Annotated in this window: 21 protein-coding genes; 9 read left to right on the plus strand and 12 right to left on the minus strand. The window is 64.8% G+C overall.

Annotation, left to right across the window (positions count from 1 at the left end; genetic code table 11):
- Nucleotides 1–73: 73 nt before the first annotated feature.
- The 6 genes from ABMA46_RS16355 to olsB all read left to right on the plus strand — a co-directional run bounded on the left by ABMA46_RS16355 (nucleotide 74) and on the right by olsB (nucleotide 6,953).
- On the plus strand, nucleotides 74–1,150 hold the full coding sequence (locus ABMA46_RS16355) for an RsmD family RNA methyltransferase (RefSeq protein ID WP_349000922.1): 1,077 nt from the start codon (nucleotides 74–76) through the stop codon (nucleotides 1,148–1,150).
- On the plus strand, nucleotides 1,147–1,998 hold the full coding sequence (locus tag ABMA46_RS16360; RefSeq protein ID WP_349000924.1) for a TrmH family RNA methyltransferase: 852 nt from the start codon (nucleotides 1,147–1,149) through the stop codon (nucleotides 1,996–1,998). The genes ABMA46_RS16355 and ABMA46_RS16360 overlap by 4 nt, the downstream gene beginning before the upstream one ends.
- A gap of 2 nt (nucleotides 1,999–2,000) precedes the next feature.
- Nucleotides 2,001–2,486 (plus strand): signal peptidase II, encoded by a 486-nt coding sequence (gene lspA / locus ABMA46_RS16365; RefSeq protein WP_349000967.1) that lies wholly within the window; start codon nucleotides 2,001–2,003, stop codon nucleotides 2,484–2,486.
- 49 nt (nucleotides 2,487–2,535) lie between these two features.
- A complete protein-coding gene (gene acuI, locus ABMA46_RS16370; protein ID WP_349000926.1) occupies nucleotides 2,536–3,525 on the plus strand; it encodes an acrylyl-CoA reductase (NADPH) in 990 nt (329 codons plus the stop codon).
- A 109-nt stretch (nucleotides 3,526–3,634) separates the two neighbouring features.
- Nucleotides 3,635–5,920 (plus strand): PAS domain-containing hybrid sensor histidine kinase/response regulator, encoded by a 2,286-nt coding sequence (locus tag ABMA46_RS16375; RefSeq protein ID WP_425475761.1) that lies wholly within the window; start codon nucleotides 3,635–3,637, stop codon nucleotides 5,918–5,920.
- A 226-nt stretch (nucleotides 5,921–6,146) separates the two neighbouring features.
- Complete coding sequence (gene olsB, locus ABMA46_RS16380) at nucleotides 6,147–6,953, plus strand: l-ornithine N(alpha)-acyltransferase (protein WP_349000929.1); 807 nt, start codon at nucleotides 6,147–6,149, stop codon at nucleotides 6,951–6,953.
- Nucleotides 6,954–6,992: 39 nt separating this feature from the next.
- Here the strand turns inward: olsB and ABMA46_RS16385 are convergent, their stop codons facing one another.
- The 11 genes from ABMA46_RS16385 to ABMA46_RS16435 form a co-directional block, all read right to left on the minus strand.
- Complete coding sequence (locus tag ABMA46_RS16385; RefSeq protein WP_349000930.1) at nucleotides 6,993–7,454, minus strand: NUDIX hydrolase; 462 nt, start codon at nucleotides 7,452–7,454, stop codon at nucleotides 6,993–6,995.
- 186 nt (nucleotides 7,455–7,640) lie between these two features.
- The gene (locus ABMA46_RS16390; protein WP_349000932.1) at nucleotides 7,641–7,925 is read right to left on the minus strand and encodes a hypothetical protein; all 285 of its coding nucleotides are present in this window, start codon (nucleotides 7,923–7,925) and stop codon (nucleotides 7,641–7,643) included.
- Nucleotides 7,926–8,088: 163 nt separating this feature from the next.
- Complete coding sequence (locus ABMA46_RS16395; RefSeq protein WP_349000934.1) at nucleotides 8,089–8,271, minus strand: Flp family type IVb pilin; 183 nt, start codon at nucleotides 8,269–8,271, stop codon at nucleotides 8,089–8,091.
- A gap of 235 nt (nucleotides 8,272–8,506) precedes the next feature.
- Entirely contained in the window at nucleotides 8,507–8,989 is a 483-nt protein-coding gene (locus ABMA46_RS16400; RefSeq protein WP_349000935.1) for a gluconokinase, read from the minus strand.
- A 52-nt stretch (nucleotides 8,990–9,041) separates the two neighbouring features.
- Nucleotides 9,042–10,028, minus strand: a complete 987-nt coding sequence (locus ABMA46_RS16405; RefSeq protein ID WP_349000937.1) for an ABC transporter permease — start codon at nucleotides 10,026–10,028, stop codon at nucleotides 9,042–9,044.
- Nucleotides 10,025–11,005 (minus strand): ABC transporter permease, encoded by a 981-nt coding sequence (locus ABMA46_RS16410; protein ID WP_349000938.1) that lies wholly within the window; start codon nucleotides 11,003–11,005, stop codon nucleotides 10,025–10,027. The genes ABMA46_RS16405 and ABMA46_RS16410 overlap by 4 nt, the downstream gene beginning before the upstream one ends.
- A complete protein-coding gene (locus ABMA46_RS16415) occupies nucleotides 11,002–12,543 on the minus strand; it encodes a sugar ABC transporter ATP-binding protein (RefSeq protein WP_349000940.1) in 1,542 nt (513 codons plus the stop codon). Before ABMA46_RS16415 ends, ABMA46_RS16410 begins: the two co-directional genes overlap by 4 nt.
- A gap of 92 nt (nucleotides 12,544–12,635) precedes the next feature.
- On the minus strand, nucleotides 12,636–13,760 hold the full coding sequence (locus tag ABMA46_RS16420) for a sugar ABC transporter substrate-binding protein (protein ID WP_349000941.1): 1,125 nt from the start codon (nucleotides 13,758–13,760) through the stop codon (nucleotides 12,636–12,638).
- 175 nt (nucleotides 13,761–13,935) lie between these two features.
- Entirely contained in the window at nucleotides 13,936–14,964 is a 1,029-nt protein-coding gene (gene gntR, locus ABMA46_RS16425) for an HTH-type transcriptional regulator GntR (RefSeq protein WP_349000942.1), read from the minus strand.
- Nucleotides 14,965–15,041: 77 nt separating this feature from the next.
- A complete protein-coding gene (locus ABMA46_RS16430; protein WP_349000943.1) occupies nucleotides 15,042–15,848 on the minus strand; it encodes a family 1 encapsulin nanocompartment shell protein in 807 nt (268 codons plus the stop codon).
- Entirely contained in the window at nucleotides 15,845–16,879 is a 1,035-nt protein-coding gene (locus ABMA46_RS16435; RefSeq protein ID WP_349000944.1) for a Dyp-type peroxidase, read from the minus strand. The genes ABMA46_RS16430 and ABMA46_RS16435 overlap by 4 nt, the downstream gene beginning before the upstream one ends.
- 145 nt (nucleotides 16,880–17,024) lie before the next feature.
- On the opposite strand from ABMA46_RS16435, the gene ABMA46_RS16440 reads away from it, so the two are divergent.
- Nucleotides 17,025–18,200, plus strand: coding sequence for a zinc-binding alcohol dehydrogenase family protein (locus tag ABMA46_RS16440; RefSeq protein ID WP_349000945.1), 1,176 nt, complete (start codon nucleotides 17,025–17,027; stop codon nucleotides 18,198–18,200).
- Between the two features lie 28 nt (nucleotides 18,201–18,228).
- On the opposite strand, the gene ABMA46_RS16445 is transcribed toward ABMA46_RS16440, so the two are convergent.
- Nucleotides 18,229–19,173: a dihydrodipicolinate synthase family protein gene (locus ABMA46_RS16445; RefSeq protein ID WP_349000946.1), complete on the minus strand. Its 945-nt coding sequence runs from the start codon at nucleotides 19,171–19,173 to the stop codon at nucleotides 18,229–18,231.
- Between the two features lie 393 nt (nucleotides 19,174–19,566).
- On the opposite strand from ABMA46_RS16445, the gene ABMA46_RS16450 reads away from it, so the two are divergent.
- Together ABMA46_RS16450 and ABMA46_RS16455 are read left to right on the plus strand one after the other, a co-directional pair.
- Nucleotides 19,567–20,526: a Bug family tripartite tricarboxylate transporter substrate binding protein gene (locus tag ABMA46_RS16450; protein WP_349000947.1), complete on the plus strand. Its 960-nt coding sequence runs from the start codon at nucleotides 19,567–19,569 to the stop codon at nucleotides 20,524–20,526.
- A 74-nt stretch (nucleotides 20,527–20,600) separates the two neighbouring features.
- Entirely contained in the window at nucleotides 20,601–21,080 is a 480-nt protein-coding gene (locus ABMA46_RS16455; RefSeq protein ID WP_349000949.1) for a tripartite tricarboxylate transporter TctB family protein, read from the plus strand.
- The last annotated feature ends 2 nt before the right edge of the window (nucleotides 21,081–21,082 follow it).

The following is a 21,082-nucleotide window of genomic DNA, read 5'->3' on the forward strand; positions in this document are numbered from 1 at the left end:
TGGATGCCTTTGTTGCGCGCATCGGCGCGCTGTGGCAGAAGCGGCGCGATCCTTTCCGGAGCTTGCCGGCCTCTTGAAACCGCCCCGCGACAGACGCCGCGATCATCGCACAGAGCGCTCCGCGTCCAGGCGGCCGGCGGACGAAGCGCCGCATCCGCGTCAGGATCGGCAGCGCCCCGAGGACGGGAAACGGCAGAAGCCCGCGGAGCGGGAAGACCCGGGTGGGATCCGGCCGCCGCGCCGCGAAGGCGCCTTGCCGGCGGAACACCTGCCGCTGATCCTCGAAGTGCTGCCAAACGCCGAATATGCCCTGCTCGACAGCGGCGACGGGCGCAAGCTCGAGCAATACGGCCCCTACAGGATCGAGCGGCCGGAAGGCCAGGCGATCTGGCGGCCGGCGCTGCCCGAAAAGGAGTGGCGCAAGGCCGACGCGGTCTTCACCGGCGACACCGACGAGGAAGGCATGGGCCGCTGGCGCTTTCCGGGCTCGCCGCTCGGCGAGACCTGGCCGATGAGGCATGGCGCCGTCGATTATCTCGGCCGCTTCACCTCCTTTCGCCATGTCGGCGTATTCCCAGAGCAGGCGTCCCATTGGGACCATATGGCCGGCCTGATCGAGGCGGCCCGGCGGCCGGTCCGGGTGCTCAACCTGTTCGGCTATACAGGGCTTGCCTCGCTGGTCGCGGCGAAGGCGGGGGCGGAAGTCACCCATGTCGATGCCTCGAAGAGGGCGGTTCAGTGGGCGCGGGAGAACCAGGAAGTGGCGCGGCTGGCGGACAGGCCGATCCGCTGGATCGTCGAGGACGCCATGAAATTCGTCGAGCGCGAGGCGCGGCGCGGCAACCGCTACGATATCGTCCTGCTCGATCCGCCTGCCTATGGCCGCGGCCCGAAAGGCGAGGTCTGGCAATTGTTCGAGGGCCTGCCCGCGATGGTGGAGCTTTGCCGCTCCATCCTGTCGCCCCGCCCGCTCGCCGTCGTTTTGACGGCCTACTCGATCCGCGCTTCCTTCTTTGCCATTCATGCCCTGATGCGCGACAGCTTCGCCGGTATGGGCGGACGGGTCGAATCGGGCGAACTCATCATCCGCGAGCAGTCCGCCGGCCGCGCGCTTTCGACCTCCCTGTTTTCGCGATGGGTTGCTTCATGAACACGCCCGAAAGGCATCCCCGCGTCGGGCAGGTGAAGGAGGTCACCAGCCTCGCGAACCCGCTGGTCAAGGACATCAAGGCGCTGGCGCTGAAGAAATTCCGCGACCAGCAGAATGCCTTCATGGCCGAAGGCCTGAAACTGGTGATCGACGCGCTCGACCTTGGCTGGCTGATCCGCACGCTCGTCTTCGCGAAGGCGGGCCGCGGCAACGCCGCCGTGGAAAAGGCGGCGGCGCGGACGGTGGCTGCGGGCGGCACAGTTCTGGAAGTGTCTGAAAAGGTGCTGTCGGCGATCACGCGGCGCGACAATCCGCAGATGGTCGTCGGCGTCTTCGCCCAGAAAACCATGTCGCTCAAGGATATCCGCCCGACGGACGGCGACGTCTGGGTGGCGCTCGACAGGGTGCGCGACCCCGGCAATCTGGGCACGGTCATCCGCACGGTGGATGCGGTCGGCGCCAGAGGCGTGATCCTCGTCGGCGACACCACCGACCCGTTCGCGGTCGAGACCGTGCGCGCCACCATGGGCTCGATCTTCGCCGTGCCTGTGGCGAAGGCGAGCCTCGAAGCCTTCCTTGCCTGGCGAGGCTCCTTTTCCGGCCTTGTCGTCGGCACGCATCTTAAAGGTGCCGTGGATTACCGATCAGTGGATTTCGCTGGCAAGCCGGTCCTGCTTGTCATGGGCAACGAGCAGCAGGGACTGCCCGAAGATCTTGCTGCAAATTGCGACCGCCTGCTGCGCATTCCGCAGGCCGGCCGGGCCGATTCGCTAAACCTTGCGGTCGCCACCGGCGTGATGCTCTACGAGATCCGCCGCTCGGCGCTGAAACTGGAAGGCCGATCGTGAAGCTGAAGTCGCTCGCGCCCTATGTCCTGCTGATTGTCGTGGCCGTGGCGCTCGACCAGTGGATCAAGCATCTGGTGGAAACGGGCCTGACCATGCACCAGCCGGTCGAGGTTCTGCCGTTCCTGGCGCTCTACCGCACCTACAACACCGGCATCGCCTTTTCCATGTTCGCCTTTCTGGGCGCGGCGGGGCTGATCGCCGTTTCGATCGCCGTGGCCGCTTTCGTGCTTTATCTTGCCCTGCGCACGCAGCCGCGTCAGATCATGGCGCGGGCCGGCTTCGCGCTGATTGTCGGCGGCGCCGTCGGCAATCTGATCGACCGGGCCGCCTATGGGCATGTCATCGACTACATCCTGTTCCACACGCCGGTCTGGTCCTTCGCCGTGTTCAATCTGGCCGACGCCTTCATCACAATCGGCGCCGGCCTGGTGATCCTCGACGAACTGCTGGGTTTCGGCCGGACCGACCCCCGACCTTCGAACGATTGACCGCGTCGCGGCCGCGCCGCAAGGTTGACAGTCACCGCAAGGAGGAACGATGTCCGACAGTTTCAAGGCGATCCTGGTTTCCCGCGACGAGGACAAGCGGCAGTCGGTCGATGTCGTCGACCTGACCGACGCCGATCTGATGGAGGGTGACGTCACCGTCGCGATCGAGGCGACGACGGTCAACTACAAGGACGGTCTGGCCATCACCGGCAAGGCGCCGGTCGTGCGCCGCTGGCCGCTGGTTCCCGGCATCGACTTCGCCGGCACGGTAATCGCTTCCGACCATCCCGACTGGCGTAAGGGCGACCAAGTTATCCTCAATGGCTGGGGTGTCGGCGAGACCCATTACGGCGCCTATGCCGGGCGCGCGCGCGTCAAGGGCGACTGGCTGGTGCCGCTGCCCGACGGCATGAGCGCGCACGACGCGATGGCGGTCGGCACCGCCGGCTACACGGCGATGCTGTCGGTCATCGCGCTGGAGCGGCACGGCATCGCTCCGGATCGCGGCCCGGTGATCGTGACGGGTGCTGCCGGCGGCGTCGGTTCCGTCGCCGTGTCGATCCTGTCCGGGCTGGGGTATCACGTCGTTGCCTCGACGGGCCGTGGCAAGGAAAGCCCCTATTTGATCGATCTTGGCGCTGCCGAGGTCATCGCACGCGACGAGTTGACCGGACCGATGAAACCCCTGGCAAAGGAGCGCTGGGCGGGCGGGATCGATTCCGTCGGCTCGACCACGCTGGCCAACGTCCTGTCCATGAGCGCCTATGGCGGAGCCGTGGCGGCCTGTGGACTCGCCGGCGGCATGGATCTGCCGGCAAGCGTCGCGCCGTTCATCCTGCGCGGCGTCTCCCTGCTCGGCATCGATTCGGTGATGGCGCCGAAGGCGTTGCGTCTTGAGGCATGGCGGCGGATCGGCGAGAATCTGGACCTCGAAAAGCTCGGCAAACTGTCACGCACAATCGGTTTCGACGACATCGTCGGAGCGGCGCACGACATCGTGGATGGCAAGATACGCGGCCGGGTGGTCGTCGACATGTAGGTTTTCCTCTTTCCGGTAGGGGAGGCAAAGGGCCGCAAACCCGCCGGTTCGGTAAAATTCGAACGAACCGCCGAAATCTTCCATAATCTGTCTGTGGCATGACCGCTGCATGGGTGCGGAATCCGCCTTGGCAGAACCGGAAAGACCGAAGGGCGCTCCTGTGGAGGAACAGCCGGCGGCCCAGCGTTCCTATATCTCGCCTCCGCCATTGTCTCCCGACCTGGTTCCGCAAAAGCGCGAGGGGCTTCCTTTTCTCGTTTTCGTCGCGACGCTGGTGCTCGCCGGGCTGTCCTATCTGACGAAAGCGCCGCTTTTCATCCCTGTCTGCCTTCTGGCACTCGGTGCGGCCGGACTGGGCGCGTATTTTCGTGCCAGGAACGCCGAGCGGCGGGCGGCGTCGCTCCTGGACGATACTGCAGCCCGCAGCCGCGTCGAGATCGAGACTCTGGCCGACCGCATGTGGGAGATGCGGGAAAGCGAGGAACGCTTTCGCGGCCTCATCGACGCGCTTGGCGACATCGTCGTGCATCGCGACCGGGACGGCCGCATCGTCTATGCCAATCAGGTGTTTGCAGACCTTGTGGGACATGATCCCCGCGATCTCGCCGGCAAGACGTTGACCGAGCTCGGCATCGAAGTGGGGGTGGTGCCGGACGCCGCGTTCTTCGGCCATGATTGCCTGTCGTCCACGGATGTCGTCTTCCGCAACGGGGGCGTCCAGCGCTGGTTCTCCTGGATAGAGCTGTCGATCCGCGACGAGGAAACGGGCGCCGTCTCCCATCGGGCGATCGCGCGTGACATCACGGCGCGAAAGCAGGCGGAAACCTCGCTCATCACGGCGCGCGAGCGGGCGGAATTCGCCAGCCGCGCCAAGTCCCGCTTCCTGGCCACCGTCAGCCACGAGATCCGCACGCCCATGAACGGCATCATGGGCATGGCCAAGCTGCTTGCCGACACCAGCCTCTCACCCGAGCAGCGCACCTATGTCGGCGCGATCTCGACCTCGGCAAGCGCGCTGCTCGCGCTGATCGAGGACCTGCTCGACTATTCCAAGATCGAGGCGGGGCGGTTCGATCCCGAGCCGCAGCCCATGTCGCCGCGCGAGATCGCCGACAATGTGGTGGAACTTCTCGCTGCACGCGCATTCGCCAAGGGGATTGGCCTTGGCTGCCAGGTCGCCCCCGACGTGCCGCAGCTCATTACGGCCGATCCCGGCCGGATAAGGCAGATATTGCTCAACCTGATCGGCAACGCCATCAAGTTCACCGATCTCGGCGGCGTCCTTGTGGCCATCCAGCGGATAGGTGCACAACCGGTGGATCGCCTGCGCTTCTCGGTGAAGGATACCGGCTCCGGCCTCGCCGAGGCCGACATGAAACGCATTTTCGAGGAATTCGAGCAGGCCGACGGCACGTCAACGCGCAGGCATGGAGGCGCGGGCCTGGGACTGGCCATTTCCCGCCGGCTTGCCGAGGCGATGGACGGCACGCTGTCAGCGTCGAGCCGGCCGGGAGAGGGAGCGGAATTCGTCCTGGAGGTGCCGGCCACGACAGCCGTCGACGCGCCGTCGAACCGGGAAGATCTGCTTGCCGGCTATCGCGCGGTCATCGTTTCGGCGAACGCGGTCGAGGCCGAAGCCATCGCCGCGACCATATGCGCGCATGGGGGCCGTGCCGACATCGCGCAATCGGCAGGACAGGCGACGGCATTCGCGCAAGGATGCGACGCCCTTCTGGTCGATGCCGCGATGGAACAGGTCGACGGCCGGACGCTTCAATATCTGCGTGGCAACGGATTTCCGGCTTGCGAGGCGATCACGCTCATTGCGCCGGCGGACCGCGGCATGCTCGGCGAATTCCGCGCAAACGGCTATGCAACGTTTTTGGCGCGACCTGTGCGCGGCGAAACGTTGTTGCGCGTGCTGATGGCTAGCCGCGGCAGCATGAAGGCGCCGTCTCCGGTCCCGCTGCCGCTGGAGCCCGCGGAGCCGGTCTTGTCTCGGCACCCCGGCCTGTCGGTGCTTATCGCCGAGGACAACGACATCAATGCGATGCTGGCGCGCGCCACGCTGCAGAAAGCCGGACACCGGGTCGAGGTCGTCGGCAACGGCAAGGCAGCCGTCGAGGCGGTCGTCGAGGCCGGACATCGCCGCCGCTACGACGTCGTGCTGATGGACCTGCATATGCCACTCATGGACGGCATGGACGCCATTGCGGCGATCCGTCGGCACGAAGAGGAAACGGGCGTCGCGCCGCTGCCCATCATGGTGCTTTCGGCCGACAGCCAGGAGCGCACCCGCCATGCCGTGCTGGCGCATGGCGCCACCGGTTTCGTCACCAAGCCGCTGGATCCCGAAATGCTAGTGCAGGCGGTCCAGGAACAGGTCGCCATCTGATCGCGACGCTGTTCGGCAGCGACAAAACTGCCTGCGCCATTGCTCCCCCTTTGTTATCACAGTACTGTCACAGTCCTGTTGCACCCAAACTGTATCCCCGCGCCAAGAGGGATGGCTCGAAGGAGAATCGCTCGTGCATGCAGACATGCCGCCGGCCGAAGTTCGAACCGCCGAAGCCCGGACCAATGCTGAAAGGGGCGTTCCGGGCATCGGAGCGCACGACATCATGGACGGAGCCGCCCTGGGCCGGATCGGTTCTCTCGAAGTCCGTCTGGCGTGCAACGAGGATGAGATAGCCGCTGCGCAGGAAGTGCGTTACCGCGTCTTCTATGATGAACTCGGGGCGGGCAAGGGGCGCGCGGATGCGCTGGACCGGCGCGACGCCGACCGTTTCGATGCCGCCTGCGACCATCTTCTCGTCGTGGATACGGGCCGATCCGGCCCGGCGCACAAGCGGATCGTCGGGACGTACAGGCTCCTGCGTCAGGAAAAGGCTGCCGCCTCCGGAGGCTTCTATTCCGAGGACGAGTTCGATCTTCAGGGCCTCGTGGCGCGCCATCCGGGCCTTCGTTTCCTTGAGCTCGGCCGTTCCTGCGTTTTGGCCGATTATAGGTCGAAACGCACCATCGAGGTCCTTTGGCAAGGCATCTGGGCCTACATCAACCACCACGGGATCGGCGTCATGACGGGCTGCGCCTCGTTCCGGGGCACCGACCCTGCCGCTCATGCCGAGGCGTTGACCTATCTGGCGCATCATTGCCGCACCGATGCGGCCTGGGACATCCGGGCCGTGCCGGGCCGCTATTGCCCGATGGACCTGATGCCGATCGAGGCGGTCAGCGCCAAGGCGGCGATCGCCGCCATGCCGCCGCTGGTCAAGGGATATCTTCGCGTGGGCGCCCGGATCGGTGACGGCTGCGTAATCGATCATGAGTTTTCGACGGTCGACGTCTTCGTGGTCCTGCCGGTCAGCGAGATCGCCAGCCGCTACGTCGCCTATTACGGTTCCGACGCACAGCGCTTCGCGGCCTGACCGCTCGTCGAGGCGGTGGCGGCTATGGGTCGCCGGCCTCTACAGTTCGGCCGGCGCCTCCAGAGCGGCCACCAGTGTCGCCAGTTCCGGCTCGTCGATCAGCAGGGCCGCGTCGGCGGGCGAGAGCCAGGAGCGCTGCCGCGAGCCGCGTTCCCGCCAGTCCGCGCGCTCTTCACTTACCGCAAGGAGATAGACGGTCACGTCCACCCGCACGAACCGGGCCGCGAGGCGCTTCCAGTAGGAATAGGTCCCCGCCGGCTCCTTCAGGGTTTTGCCGACAACCCCTGCCTCTTCTTCCGCCTCGATGGTCGCCGCCTTGCGCCCGCTCTTCCCTTTCATCGGCCAGCCCTTGGGCACGATGAATCGTCTTGTCTCGCGCGAGGTCACCAGCATCACCTCAAGTCCACCGTCTTGCGTCAGGCGAAAGGGAATGGCCGCCACCTGGCGCACCCGTTCGCCTTTCTTTGCCTTGCGCAAGGCTTCCTTCTTCGTCGCAGCCATGATTTCCGGTTCGTTGATTCGGGGTCGCACGGATGTCTCTCGATCGTCTTAAGAACATAGACGGCTAATAATTGCAAAGAGCCAAGGGCCCGTCGTCCGGAAAGCGACACCCGTTTAAGGGGACCATGCCGAACAGGCGATCTCGAAGGTAAAATCCGGCGCGAACTGTAAGGCAGCGACGATCGCTCAGCGGCAATCGCGAATCGTCCTGTTTCCGTAGATCCGGATCTGGCAGTTCGGCTTCATGACGGGAACCTGCGGCGTCTGCCGGTTCAGCGGCACCGCGCTGCGGTCCTGGTCACGGTATTGCTGCTGCTGCTGCTGGTACTGTTGCCGCTGAATTCTGTTCTCCAGCGCTCGTAGTTGTCCAGCGTTGTTCAGCGTGGAGGAACCGGTCCGCGGCGGCAATATATCGGCGTCGGCCGACTGTGCCGACAGAAGCGCCAATGCAACCGTGGCGACGGCTGCCATTCTGGCTGGGTCGAAATAAAAGATCGATCTCGCACTCATGCCCACAATATAGGGTTGTCCGACACGTCAACCAGATCGACATGTGGTTTGCGAAAGCGAAAAAAGCAAGAGGGGCCACCCGAGGCAGCCCCTCTTCCCGTATTCGTGACGCGGTGGCGCCAGATTAGGTGGGGTTAGGCACGGCGTTCAGCTTGGTGGCGATCGCGTTGAACTTGGAGTTCAGTGCATTGCCGAGCGCGCCGGCGCCGACGATGATGGCAAGCGCGATCAGCGCGGCGATCAGGCCGTACTCGATGGCGGTGGCGCCGGACTCGTCCTTGTAGAAACGCGAGAGAAGCTTCGTCATGATGATGTTCCTTGTTTGCCCAGTGTGACTTTCGAAAGCCGGTTTCTTTTCGAACCGTGGGCCGATCATGTGCGAGACCGATTTCGGTTGCGTTAATTCGCTTGGTAAACGAAAAGTGGAAGAAGCCCTTGCTTAACAAATAGCCAATGAAATCGGCTTGATTTGTTCGATCGACACCGGCCCACAGAAGAAACCGGCTTGCCGACAGATCAGGGCAAGATGACGGTGAAGATCATCATGGCTGGCTCAGGCGCTTTCGGGCTGTTTCTTCCAGCGTATCGACCGCCAGCGTCGCATCCAGCGTTTCAGCCTGTTCGGCGGGCGCCGGCTCCTCCAATATGGCGAACTGGCTTTCCACCAGGCTCGCCGGCATGAAGTGATCGCGACGCGTCGCGACGCGCGCGCGCGCGGTGACGGGATCGATCTTCAGGTAGAGGAAGACAATGTCGGGGCTGAAGCCGCGCAGCCGGTCCCGATATGCGCGCTTGAGCGCGGAGCAGGTGGCGACGACGCTGCGGCCGCCGTCGATCTCGTTGGCGATTGCGCGGCCGATGGCATCGAGCCACCCGGCCCGCAGATCGTCGGTCAGCGGTTCGCCACGCGCCATGCGCGCGACGTTGTCGGCGGGATGCAGGTCGTCGCCTTCGATGAAAACCGCGTCGAGGCGTTCGGCCAGCGCGTGCCCGAGCGCGGTCTTGCCGCTGCCCGTCACGCCCATGACGACGGCCGCCAGCGGCGATGTCGTTGCCGATTTCGTCCCGGTCATCGGATCAGCGGCTCGCGGGCGCGCGCCCGTAGAGCAGGAGCATCGCCACAATGACCACGCCGTAGATGATCTGGCGGCCGGCTTCCGGCATCTGCATCACCGACAGGATGGATTGCAGAAGCGTGATGAGGATGACGCCGGCCACCGTGCCGAGATACGAGCCGCGCCCGCCGAGGATCGACGTGCCGCCGAGCACCACGGCGGCGATGGACGGCAGGAGATAGACGTCGCCCATCGATTGCGCGGCTTTCGACGCATAGCCCGCCAGAAGCACGCCGCCGAAGGCCGAGAGGCCGCCGCAGAGGGCGAAGGCGATCAGCACGACGCGGCGCGTGTCGACGCCCGACAGATAGGCGGCGCGCTCGCGGTTCCCGATGCCGTAGACGGCGCGGCCGAAGCCGGTTCGCGTCAGCAGGAACACCGTGGCAGCCGCCACCAGAGCCCAGATCAGCACCGCATTCGGGATGCCGGGAACGAGGAACCCGGTGGCGATGTAGCGCATCGCGGCGGTCGCAGAATCCTGCGGGGAAAAACCGCCCGTGTAGACCACCATCAGCCCCTGCGCGACCGCGTTGACGGCGAGTGTGATGATCATCGAGGGAATGCGCAGGTAGGCCACGCCGATACCGTTGACGAGACCGATGGCCACACCGCACAGGATGCCGAACGGGATCGCCAGCGCCGTTCCCGCCGGCCCGTAGGCCGCCGCCGCGCAGGCCATCATGGCGCCCGTGGTCACCGACCAGGGGACGGAGAGGTCGATCTGGCCGAGTAGGATCACCAGCATCATGCCGGTGGCGATGACCCCGAGAAAGGACGCGACCTTGAGCTGCTGCAGCAGGTACTCGACCGAAAGGAAGTTGCGCGAATAGAGGCTTCCGACCAGCAGCAGCACGACGATGCAGGCGAATGCCGTCAGCACCGCCGGATCGGTGCGGCGCAGGAAGGAAGGCAGGCGGCTGCTTGTCTTGGCGGGAGTCGCATCGCTCATAGGAACCACTCCAGCCGGTTCTTCACCCTGAACAGTCCGAACGCGCCGACGCTGACGGCGACCAGCAGGATCACGCCCTGGAACAGCGGCTGCCACAGCGCATCGAAATCGAACACGAACAAGAGGTCACCGATGGTCCGGAAGGCTAGCGCCCCGAAGACGGCACCCACCGCGCTGCCGCGTCCGCCCATCAGCGAAACGCCGCCCAGCACCACCGCCGCGATGGAAAACAGCGTATAGGCGTTGCCGCTGGCGAAGGCAGCTTCGCCCGTATAGGTGAAGAAGGTGAGGAAAAGGCCGCCGATCGACGCCAGCAGGCCGGAAAGCGCATAGGCGGCGAATTTGGCACGGCGGATCGGCACGCCCGACATATAGGCCGCCGCCTCGGAGGAGCCGGCCGCGTAGGCGCCCCGGCCTAGGACCGAACGGCGGAACGGCACCCATATCACCAGGACGACGACGAACAGGGCCACGAGGCTGGCGGGGACGACACCGAACACCTCGCCGGTCAGGGCGTCTGCGAGGTCCTCGTTCACAGAACCGCCGGGGAACGGCCGCAGAAGAAGAGCGATGCCGTAGTAGACGGCGCCCGTGGCGATGGTGGCGACGATCGGCTGGAGCCGGCCATAGATGACGATGGCGCCGTTGACCGCTCCGCACGCGATGCCGGCGAGGAGAACCGCCAGCACACCGAGCGTGGTTTCCATCGGCGTGCCGACCACCAGCCAGGAGGCGAGGCAGTTGCTGAGCAGGAAGATCATACCGACCGAGAGGTCGATGCCGGCGGTGATGACCACCAGTGTCTGCGCCATGGCGACGAAGGCGAGCAGCACACCCTTGTTGGCCGCCGTCTGCACCACATTGGCGCTGAAGCCGGCCGGATGGTTGCCCGTGTAGATGGCGAACATGACGATGAACAGGCCGAGCGCGGCCAGCGTTCCGCGCTGTTCGGCGAACCAGTAGCGCCAGTCCTTCATGCGCCGACCCTCACTTCCACTTCATCACCGATATTGAGGGCACTCGCCACCAGCGCATGCTCGGTGATCTCGTCGCCGGCAAGCTCTCGTTTCACCGCCCCGTCATAGAGCACCAGCACGCGGTCGCAGCAGCCGATCAGTTCGTCATAGTCGGTCGAGTAGAAAAGAATCGCCGCCCCCTCGTCCGCCAGCCGGCGCAGCAGCTGGTAGATCTCCTGCTTGGTGCCGACGTCGATGCCGCGCGTCGGGTCGTTGAGCAGGATGATGCGCGGGTGGCGCATCAGCCACTTGGCGATCACCACCTTCTGCTGGTTGCCGCCCGAAAGCGCACCGACCGGGATATCCAGCCCGCCCGTCTTGATGGCAAGCAGCCTGACCATCTCGTCGATCATCCGCTGTTCGGCCTCCCGGTCGATGACGCCGTTCCGGGTCAGCCTGTCGAGGGCGGCGAAGGACAGGTTGTCGCGTACCGTCATCGGCAGCATCAGCCCTTCGGTCTTGCGGTCCTCGGGGATCAGCGCCATGCCGATGCCAGACTTGCGCGCCTCGGCCGGGCTCGAGATCGAGACCGTCCTGCCGTCGACCAGGATGTCGCCCGAAAGGCCGCGCAGCACGCCGAAGAAGGCGAGCAGCAATTCGCGCTGGCCCTGCCCGTCCAGACCGCCGAGGCCGACGATTTCGCCGGCACGGAGGCCGAAGGAGATGTCGCGCAGCCGTCCCGCCCACGACAGCCCCCGCGCCTCCAGCAGCGGTGCCGCTTCCTTCGGCCGCGGCGCAGGCTTGGCCGGAAACACGTTGCTGTATTCGCGGCCGATCATCAGTTCCACGACTTCGTCGTCGGATTTCGTGCCGGCCTTGTAGCTCGCCACGTTGTGGCCGTTGCGAAAGACGGTGCAGTGGTCTGCCAGTTCGGCGATCTCGTTCATGCGATGCGAGATGTAGAGCAGGGCGAGCCCTTCCTGCCGCAGCCGCTTCAGCACGCCGAACACTTTTGAAACGTCGGCGGCCGTCAGGGCGGAAGTCGCCTCGTCCAGAATCAGGATGCGCGGCTTGCGCGCCAGCGCCTTGGCGATCTCGACCATCTGCCGCCGCGACAGCGGCAGGTCCTTGACCAGCGCGAGCGGATGGATGTCGGAGGCGCCGGCCCGCGCCAGCGCTTCCTCGGCGATGCGGCGCTGGGCGCGGCGATCGATCATGCCGAAGCGCTTCGGCGGATTGGATATGACGATGTTGTCGGCGACGCTCAGTTCCGGGATCAGCGACAGTTCCTGGAAGACGCAGACGATCCCGGCAGCGTTGGCGGCCGCGGGAGAGCCGAAGGCAATCGGCCGGCCGTCGAGCCTGATCTCGCCGGCGTCCGGCGCGACGACCCCGGACAGGGTCTTGATCAGCGTCGACTTGCCGGCACCGTTTTCCCCGAGGATGGCATGGATCGTTCCCGCCTCGACGCGAAGGTTCGCGTCTTCAAGCGCCCTGACACCGCCATAGCTCTTGGTGATGCCCTCCATCTGGAGGAGCGGCGCAACCGCATCGTTCATCAGGCTTCTCCGGCGGCACGACCTGGGTCAAGATCATTCGAATAGGACCGAGACGCCGCGACGATATTCGCCGCGGCGTCAAGGCGCGAAACCTACTGATTTTCCTTCGACTGGCCCATGATCTCCTGCGCCGTGAAGTTGATGCCGCAGGACGGGAAGGAGTTGCCGACGAAGAAGTTGTCGGATTCTTTAGGGAAGTAATCCTGGCCTTCCTTGAAATCGGGGTCGGAGGCGATCGCCAGCGGCAGCTTGATCTCCTGCGGCACCACTTCGCCCTCGAGCGCGGCGATAGCAGTCTTGATCGCCACCGCGACCTGTGCCGGTCCGCTGCCGGCGGAGGTGCATTTCAGGCCTTCGGAGGCGTATTTGGCGCAGAACTTGCGAAAGCCGTTCTCGGTCTCCCCGCCGAAGGGGACGAAGGGATGCTTGGCGTCCATCATTGCCTGCACCACGCCGGTGTCGCCGCCCTGCGCCGTGATCCCGTCGAAGGGGCCATTGGTGGCGATGGCGTCAGCCGCCGCCTTCTGGGCGACGCCGTCATCCCACTTGCCCATGACCTCGGTGACCTTGAAGTCCTTGCCGGACCCCTGCAGGGTTTCGGCGATGCCGGCGTGACGATCGGTATCCACCGAGGTTCCGGCGACGCCGCGGACCTCGAGGACCTTGCCGCCGTTCGGCAGATGACCGACCAGCCATTTGCCCCACAGTTCCCCGAGGCCTTTCTGGTCCACATTGACGTTGATGGCGTCCTTGGTGTCGAGCGTGTTGTCGAAGGCGACCAGCACGACGCCGGCCTTCTTCGCCCGCTTGATGACAGGCGTGAAGGCCGTCGGGTTCTGCGCGTCCACCACGATGGCGTCGAAGCCGGAATCGATGAAGTTGTTGATGGCCGAAATCTGCGCCGGCACGTCTTCGCCGGTCGACACGACTTTGAACTCCTTGAGCTTGGCGGCAACGTCGGGCTGGGCCGCGTAGGCCTTGGCCGTCTGCACCATCTGGATGCGCCATGTGTTGGCGATGTAGCCATTGGCGAGGGCGATGCGATACGGACCGTCCTTCTTCGGATACTTGAAGAATTGCGTGTCCGCCTTCCACGGCGCGAAACAGTCCGGCTGCGCGGCCGGTCCCTGGACGACCTCCGGATCGGCCAGCGCGGACGATCCGAGCATGACAAGTGCGGCGGCGGCGCAAACGCCGCCAAGAAGTGCGTGTTTCATAGATAATCCTCCCGATTGATTTCCGCCGCCCTCCTCAAGGGCGGCATACCTCTTGGCTGCCGTGACCGGCTTCATATCCGCCGCCCACCAAGCCGCCATCTTAATCCAAGACAGATTGATGGTAGCGCTACCATAACTCGCCTGTAAAGATGGATTCTGGTTGCCGACTACAAAATCAGCGGGCGGTGCTTTCGCGCGGCATGAGTTCGAAGCCGAGATCGACGACGTGTTCGTTCGGCTTCTCGCCGGACAGTTCGGCAAGCGCCATCGTCACGGAGCGATAGCCGATATCGTAGCGCGGCGTGCGCACGCTGGTGACGGAGGGAAAGGCGACGTGCATCATGTCGAGGTCGTTGAACCCGGTGATGCCGATCTGCTTCGGCACCTTGATCGAAGCACGGTGACATTCGAACAGCACGCCGAGGGCGATGTCGTCATTGTTGCAGAACACGGCATCCAGCCGCGGCACCTTCGCCAGCGCCTCGCGGAACAGTTCCTGGCCGAGCGACACGCTGGACGGGACGGGGGTGGTCGTCACGAGACGCGGATCGAACAGGCTGGCCGCTTCCACCGCGGCGCGGTAGCCGGCAAGCCGGCGCTGCGAGCGCGGATCCATGCGGGCGCCAAGGAAGCCGATGCGCCGATAGCCCGTGTCGATCATATGCTGGGTGGCGTCCCGGCCGCCGTCGAAATGCGAGAAGCCGACCAGCATGTCGACGGGGTCCGGCCCTGTCTCCATGATCTGCACCACCGGGCATCCCGCCTTGTCCAGCAGGCGCCGGGCCGCTTTCGTCTGGTCTATGCCGGAAACGATGAGCGCGGCCGGTCGCTGGCTGAGGAAGAGCTGCAACAGCCGCTCTTCCTCCATCCCCGAATAATGTGTGTTGCCGATCTGGATGCGGTAAGGCTTGTCGGAGAGGCCGTCATAGATGCCGCGCACCACCTCGGCGAAGACATTGTTGGTCAGCGACGGCACCAGCACGCCGAACACCTCCGCGCGCGCCGACGCCAGCGCCCTGGCGTTCGGATCGGGCACGTAGCCCAGCTCGTCCACGGCGCGCTGGATCTGCCGGCGCAAGTCCTGCGAAACCCGCGCCGGCTCCCTGAGCGCCCGCGACACGGTGATCGCGCCGACGCCGGCTTTGCGGGCCACGTCCGCAATGGTGGGGCGTCCGCCGCCGCGGCGGCTGCGCTGCCGGGTCAAGCCTGGCTCCGCTTGCGCGGGTTCGTCGTGGCCATGCTGCGCTCGATCATCGTTGCAGGTCCGTCGACCGACTCCGGTCAGGCCGCGGCCGGGTCGAGCGACACGGCCGCCTCCGCCGTCAGCATCCGGAACGTCATCGTCTCCTGCAGATAGAGCGTGACCGCCGTATCGCTGTGGTTCAGATAGCCGATCGAGAAGTCCTGCCCGATGTCGAGCTCGAAATCGCCGCCGCGGGTCGAGACCACCGCGCCGCCCTCGATCCCCGGCGCCCACACGATGCCGCCGTCCACCAGCCGCTCGACATGGTCGAGCACCGGATAGCCGTCGTCGCTGCCGCCGCTGGCCGCGGTATAGGCACTCTGGCCGAGAACCAGCGCGTACGGTCCCTCGACGCCGGCAAGGCGAAGCCGGCTGACCGCCTGCGCCACGGCCTGCGGATAGGACATCGCGGCTGCGGGAAGGACGACGGCCTCGTTGCTCGCTTCCTGCCTTATGCCCCTTATGCCCGCCGCGGCGTAGCCGTCGAAGATCGCGCGGTCTTCCGCGAAGGCGATCTGCCGGGCCGCTTCCTTCAGCGGGTCCCAGTCGGAATCCTGCGATCCGCGTTCAACGTCGTCGATCGCCTGCCGCGACAGTTCGAACGGCACGCGCAGTTCGACCAGCGGCTTCACCTCCCGCTGGACGGCGCCGACGCCCTTGGCCGGTGCATCGATCCGCTTGACGTGGCCGGTGCCCACGGCCGACAGGTCGAAGCCCTTCGGTCCGCAGATGTCCACCACCTTGCGGCCGCCGAGATGGCGCTTGAGGGTGCGCTTGGCTTCCTCTTCTATCTCTGCCCAGGCCGCCTCTGAGATCGGCGCCAGTTCCCTCAGAAGATTGTTCATGTCCTGCCTCCGCTCTTGAGCGAGCCTATGCCAAGCGATCCGTCCGATCGAGTTTTATCTGCCGTGTCTGCGGCTGCCGGTGCCGCCGGCACGATGCCTCCGGCCGCGAGGGTTTCGAGAAGATCCGTCGACGGCACGAAGAAAAGCGTGCCGGTGACGGCCCGGCTGAAATCGAGAATCCTGTCGTGATTGCCCGGCGGATCGCCGACGAACATGTTTTCCAGCATGCGCTCGATGCGCTGCGGCGCCCGCGCGTAGCCAATGAAGTAGGTGCCGAACTCTCCCCGTCCGATGTCGCCGAAAGGCATGTTGTCGCGCAGGATCTGCAATTCCTCGCCGTTCTCATCGGTGATCGACGTCAGCGCGTTATGGGCGTAGCTGGGTTTGTCCTCGTCGCTGAGCTCGATGTCGGAGAGCTTCCTGCGGCCGATGATCAGCTCCTGCTGCTCCACCGGCAGGGCGTTCCAGCGGTCGAGGTCATGCAGGTATTTCTGGACGATCACGTAACTGCCGCCGGCGAAGGCCGCGTCCTCGCCGTCGATGACCGTCGCCTGCACGGCGTCCCGCCCGGTCGGGTTCTCTGTACCGTCGACGAAGCCGAGGAGGTCGCGCTGGTCGAAATAGCCGAAGCCGTGCACTTCGTCGACGATCGAGGCCGAGCCGCTCAGGCGCGACCCGATCTGGGCCGCCAGTTCGAAGCACAGGTCCATGCCGGGCGCCCTGATGTGGAAAAGCAGGTCGCCGGGCGTGGCCGGCGCGTGATGCACACCGTGGATCTCCCGAAAGGGATGCAGATCCCTCGGTTTCGGTTCGCCGAAGAGCCGGTCCCATGCGCCGCTGCCGATCCCTGCGATGCAGGACAATTGTCCTTCCGGGTTTCGGAAACCGACGGCACGGACCAGCCCGGCGAGATCCCCGAGCAGGCCCCGCACCGTGCCTTCTCTCTGGTCCCCTTCGGCAATCGTCATCACCAGAAAGATGGCGGAACGTGTCAGCCGGCCATCGACGGCTTGAGGCGACGAGTAAGGCACGAATTCCCTCAACGTTCGTAAGCGTAAGCATTGTCATAGAGCGACAGACGGACAATGGCGAGAGCGAACCATCCGACTCGTGCGATCCACGGCGATGGCGCGCGCGATACGGAACCGCTGCGAAGTCCGGTCCTTTCCGAATGGAATGTTCCGGGACACCGTGCTACACGTCACCGTCATTGCGGTTCTGTGCTCGCGCGGTTTCGTGGGAGCGCTTCGCGCCCTTTCCAACTATCACGAATATGGCAACCACGCCGGTGTTGGCGCGCATCGGGTCTGGTGGGTTTCAGGAACAGGCATGATGACCAGGGCATTGAGGATCGAGAAGGAAAACGTTACGCGCTTCCACGACGTGCCGCTCGGCGCGCCGGGGGAGGGAGAGGTGCGGGTTTCCGTGCGCCATGTCGGCCTGTGCGGCAGCGACCTGAATACCTTCAGAGGTCTCAACCCGCTCGTGCAGCTGCCGCGCATCCCCGGTCACGAGATCGGCGGCGAGATCGTCGCGGCGGGGCCGGGCGTGAGCGCGGACTATGCCGTCGGCAAGCGCGTCATCGTCATGCCCTACACCAGTTGCGGCAAATGCGCGTCGTGCCGCAAGGGCCGGGTCAACGCCTGCCGCTACAACCGCACGCTGGGCGTCCAGCAGGACGGCGGGCTGGCCGAGGAGATCAACGTTCCGGCCGAAAAGCTCATACTCAACGAAACACTGGCACCGCGCCACCTGGCGTTGGTGGAGCCGCTTTCGGTCGGCTTTCATGCAGTCGGTCGAGGGCGCGTCACGGCGGACGATACGGTGGCCGTCATCGGTTGCGGCATGATCGGCATGGGCGTGCTGATCGGCGCGGTGGCGCGCGGCGCACGCGTGATCGCGATCGATCCGAGCGAGGAGAAGCGCAGCCTGGCCATGAGGTTCGGCGCTGCCCACGTCTTGCCGGCGGGCGGCGAGGAAGTCGTGGCCGAAATCAACCGGTTGACTGGTGATGACGGCGTCGATGTCGCCTTCGAGGCGGTCGGCCTGCCCGCCACCTTCACCCAGGCGGTCGATCTGGCCGGCTTTTCCGGCCGCGTCGTCTATGTCGGCTATTCCAAGACGCCGGTCACCTACCAGACCCAGTTCTTCAACCTGAAGGAACTCGACATAATGGGATCGCGCAACGCGACGCTGGACGATTTCCATGCCGTGATCGAGCACCTGGAAACGATCGGCGCCGCCGCCGACGCCCTCATCTCGAGAGTCTTTCCCTTCGACGAGGCCGAGGCGGCGCTGCCCTATTGGGACGGTGATCGCGACGTCCTCAAGATCATCGTCGAGCGCGCCTGAGCGCCGCCCACCGGCGCGCGCCCTGGAATCAAGCGACCGGCGGCACCGCGCACATGGGATCGCGGACGCCGAGACGCCCGAGCAGAAACTCGACTTCGCTCCTCGTCCTGTCCGAGAACATCGGCGCAGGCACCCGCAGGGTCGGGTGAGCAATAGCACCGCGCCGCCACAGCACGTATTTGCGCACGGCAAGGCCGATTCCCGACTGGTGTTCGTAACGCAGCAGCGGCAGATGCGCGTCGAAGATATCCTGCGCCGCCTCCCGCTGGCTCGGCGACAGGGCGACAAGGCGCACCAGCATCTCGGGAAAGGCGTAGCCGGTCATCGCGCCGTCGGCGCCGCGTCCCATCTCGCAGTCGAGAAAAAGTCCGCCGTTGCCGCACAGGATCGAGATCGGACGCATGTCGCCCCTGGCCTGCCAGTCCCGCAGCGTCGAGATCTTCTCGAGCCCCGGCCAATCCTCGTGCTTCAGCATGACGATGGACGGGTTCTCCTCGACGATGCGGCGGATGACGGCGGGCGACATGACGACGCCGGTGACGGTGGGATGATCCTGAAGCACCATCGGCACGTCGGCGCCGACCTGCGCGACGGCCTGGCGGAAATAGCCGGCGATCTGGTCGTCGGTGCGCATGGCCGCCGGTGGCGTCACCATCACCCCCGCCGTTCCCAACGCCATCGACTCCGCCGCAAGGCGCTTCATCGCGGCAAAGCCCGGCGCCGAGACGCCGACGACGACCGGCATGCCCTTTGCGGCAGCCAGCACCTCGCGAACCATGGTAACGCTTTCTTCCGGCTCAAGTTTCGGCGCTTCGCCGAGCAGGCCCAATATCGTCAGCCCGTCGACCTTTGCCGCACGGTAGAAGTCGACCATCTGCGCAATCGAGCCCCGGTCAAGCGTGCCGTCGGGAAGAAAGGGCGTCGGCGCGATGGCGAAGACCCCGCCTGTCTTATGATTGATCACGGCAGTCATGCTTCCCTTCTGTGCCAAACCCGGAATTCGTCCGTTTCGGGCGCTTTTAAGGCGAGACAGTATAAAGCAGAACATATGATATAGCAGGTTTAGAAGACAGAAAAATTATTTTCCTAGCATCGACACCGGCACCGTTGAGGCGGTGGGCGCCAATGCTGGAATCGCGCAACTGCCCTGTTTCCTGCTCGAACGTTGGATTTTTCTGAAGTGTCGCCTTGCCCCGCTCGGTTCCATCGCCTTGGGCAATCAGGCCGGATTTCACGCCAGGTTCATAAAATCAAAAAAATGCCTCTTCACTGCGTCGGCAATTTCTGTATACAAGAATTCAGGTAGACGGGAGGTTTGCCTTCGGCTTCGCTTTGCGAGGTCTTTCTCACTTATCGGGAGGAACATATGGTTTCGTTGAGTGGCCTCGGCCGCACTGTCATGGCGTTTGCCGCCCTTGGCATGGTTTCACCGGCCGCGACGGCGGCGGATTACCCCGAAAGGGACGTGACGCTGGTGGTCCAGAGTTCGGCCGGCGGCGGCAGCGATATCTTCGCCCGCACGGTGTCCAAGGAACTCGGCGATCTCAAACTCGTCGACCGGACCCTTTTGGTGGAGAATCGTCCCGGCGGGTCGGGCGCCATTGCCTATAGCTACACGGCCAAGCACAAAGGCGATCCCTACGTCTTGCAGACCACCGCTTCGAGTTTCTTCACCACGCCGCTTCTGGGCCAGAGTCCGGTCGGACCCGCCGATTTCACGCCTGTCGCGGCGATCGCCCAGGACCCTTACGTACTCGCGGTGAGTGCGAAATCGAAATACAAGACGCTCACCGATCTCATCGCCGCCAAGTCGATTTCCGCCGGCACGACCGGCGTCGTGAACGACCAGACGATTCTTGCGGCGCTTCTGAACAAGGCCAGCGGGCTCGAGATCCGGTCTGTCCCGTTCGACGGCTCGGGCGACGTGATGAGCGCCGTCCTGGGCGGTCATATCGATGCGATCTTCGGCAATCCGTCGGAAATCCTGCAGCAGATCGAAAGCAAGGATTTGCGTCCGCTCGCCGTGTCCACGGACACGCGCCTGGAGGCGCTGCCGGATGTGCCCACCTTCAAGGAGCTCGGCTACGATATCGTGCACACGCAGCTCCGCGCCATCGTGATGCCCAAGGATGTTCCGGACGAAGCGCTGAAGTACTGGCAGACGCGTCTGGAAAAGCTCGCCTCATCGGACGAATGGAAGAAGAACTATGTTGAGAAATACAATCTTCAGTCTGCCTACGTGGCGGGTGATGATCTCGAGTCTCTCTTCGACAAAACCACCGACGCCTTCCGTGAACAGATGAAGGCTGCCGGTCTGATCAAGTGACCGTCCGATCAGGTTCGGGACGATAGGCACATGGATTGGCCGATCGAAGTTTTCGATCGGCCGGGAGGACGAACGTGCAGCTTGCGAAGCTTGATATCGCGACCTCGGTCGCGGCCGCGCTCTTCGGCGCATATGTCATCGTCGAAGCCATCCTTTATGGTGTAACGAGCGACACCGGGCCAGGCGCGGGGACGTTCCCGCTGGTGGCGGGCATATTGATCCTGGTGTTCGCCATCGCCAACCTGGCGAGAACATTGCGCGGGGCGATGCCCGATGCGCTCAGGCTTGAAGGCAGCATTCAGCTTCCCGAAGTCGCGAGGGTTCTGGGAACGATCGTCCTGATCGGCGTCTATATCGCCTGCTTCGATAAACTCGGCGCTTTCCTGCCGCTGCCCTTTCTGATGGTCGGCGTCTCGCTGATGATTCATTGGCGCGCCGACCTGCGATGGCTGGCGACGCTGATCCTGAGCTCGGTGCTGTTCACGACGGTTTGCTATTTCGTTTTCGCGCGCTTCCTGGGCCTGCTGTTGCCCAGCGGCCCGCTCGGCTTTTGATC

The organism is Mesorhizobium hunchu, assembly GCF_040081975.1.
Classification (GTDB): Bacteria; Pseudomonadota; Alphaproteobacteria; order Rhizobiales; family Rhizobiaceae; genus Mesorhizobium; species Mesorhizobium hunchu.

What these genes read in the sequence shown, in the direction of transcription:
- ABMA46_RS16445 (WP_349000946.1), bottom strand. Translation starts at nt 19,173, where the DNA reads ATGACTGCCGTGATCAATCATAAGACAGGCGGGGTCTTCGCCATCGCG.
- ABMA46_RS16385 (WP_349000930.1), bottom strand. Translation starts at nt 7,454, where the DNA reads ATGGCTGCGACGAAGAAGGAAGCCTTGCGCAAGGCAAAGAAAGGCGAA.
- ABMA46_RS16390 (WP_349000932.1), bottom strand. Translation starts at nt 7,925, where the DNA reads ATGGCAGCCGTCGCCACGGTTGCATTGGCGCTTCTGTCGGCACAGTCG.
- ABMA46_RS16360 (WP_349000924.1), top strand. Translation starts at nt 1,147, where the DNA reads ATGAACACGCCCGAAAGGCATCCCCGCGTCGGGCAGGTGAAGGAGGTC.
- olsB (WP_349000929.1), top strand. Translation starts at nt 6,147, where the DNA reads ATGGACGGAGCCGCCCTGGGCCGGATCGGTTCTCTCGAAGTCCGTCTG.
- ABMA46_RS16375 (WP_425475761.1), top strand. Translation starts at nt 3,635, where the DNA reads ATGGGTGCGGAATCCGCCTTGGCAGAACCGGAAAGACCGAAGGGCGCT.
- acuI (WP_349000926.1), top strand. Translation starts at nt 2,536, where the DNA reads ATGTCCGACAGTTTCAAGGCGATCCTGGTTTCCCGCGACGAGGACAAG.
- ABMA46_RS16430 (WP_349000943.1), bottom strand. Translation starts at nt 15,848, where the DNA reads ATGAACAATCTTCTGAGGGAACTGGCGCCGATCTCAGAGGCGGCCTGG.
- ABMA46_RS16395 (WP_349000934.1), bottom strand. Translation starts at nt 8,271, where the DNA reads ATGACGAAGCTTCTCTCGCGTTTCTACAAGGACGAGTCCGGCGCCACC.
- ABMA46_RS16440 (WP_349000945.1), top strand. Translation starts at nt 17,025, where the DNA reads ATGTTCCGGGACACCGTGCTACACGTCACCGTCATTGCGGTTCTGTGC.
- ABMA46_RS16420 (WP_349000941.1), bottom strand. Translation starts at nt 13,760, where the DNA reads ATGAAACACGCACTTCTTGGCGGCGTTTGCGCCGCCGCCGCACTTGTC.
- ABMA46_RS16410 (WP_349000938.1), bottom strand. Translation starts at nt 11,005, where the DNA reads ATGAAGGACTGGCGCTACTGGTTCGCCGAACAGCGCGGAACGCTGGCC.
- ABMA46_RS16450 (WP_349000947.1), top strand. Translation starts at nt 19,567, where the DNA reads ATGGTTTCGTTGAGTGGCCTCGGCCGCACTGTCATGGCGTTTGCCGCC.
- ABMA46_RS16415 (WP_349000940.1), bottom strand. Translation starts at nt 12,543, where the DNA reads ATGAACGATGCGGTTGCGCCGCTCCTCCAGATGGAGGGCATCACCAAG.
- ABMA46_RS16400 (WP_349000935.1), bottom strand. Translation starts at nt 8,989, where the DNA reads ATGGGCGTGACGGGCAGCGGCAAGACCGCGCTCGGGCACGCGCTGGCC.
- ABMA46_RS16405 (WP_349000937.1), bottom strand. Translation starts at nt 10,028, where the DNA reads ATGAGCGATGCGACTCCCGCCAAGACAAGCAGCCGCCTGCCTTCCTTC.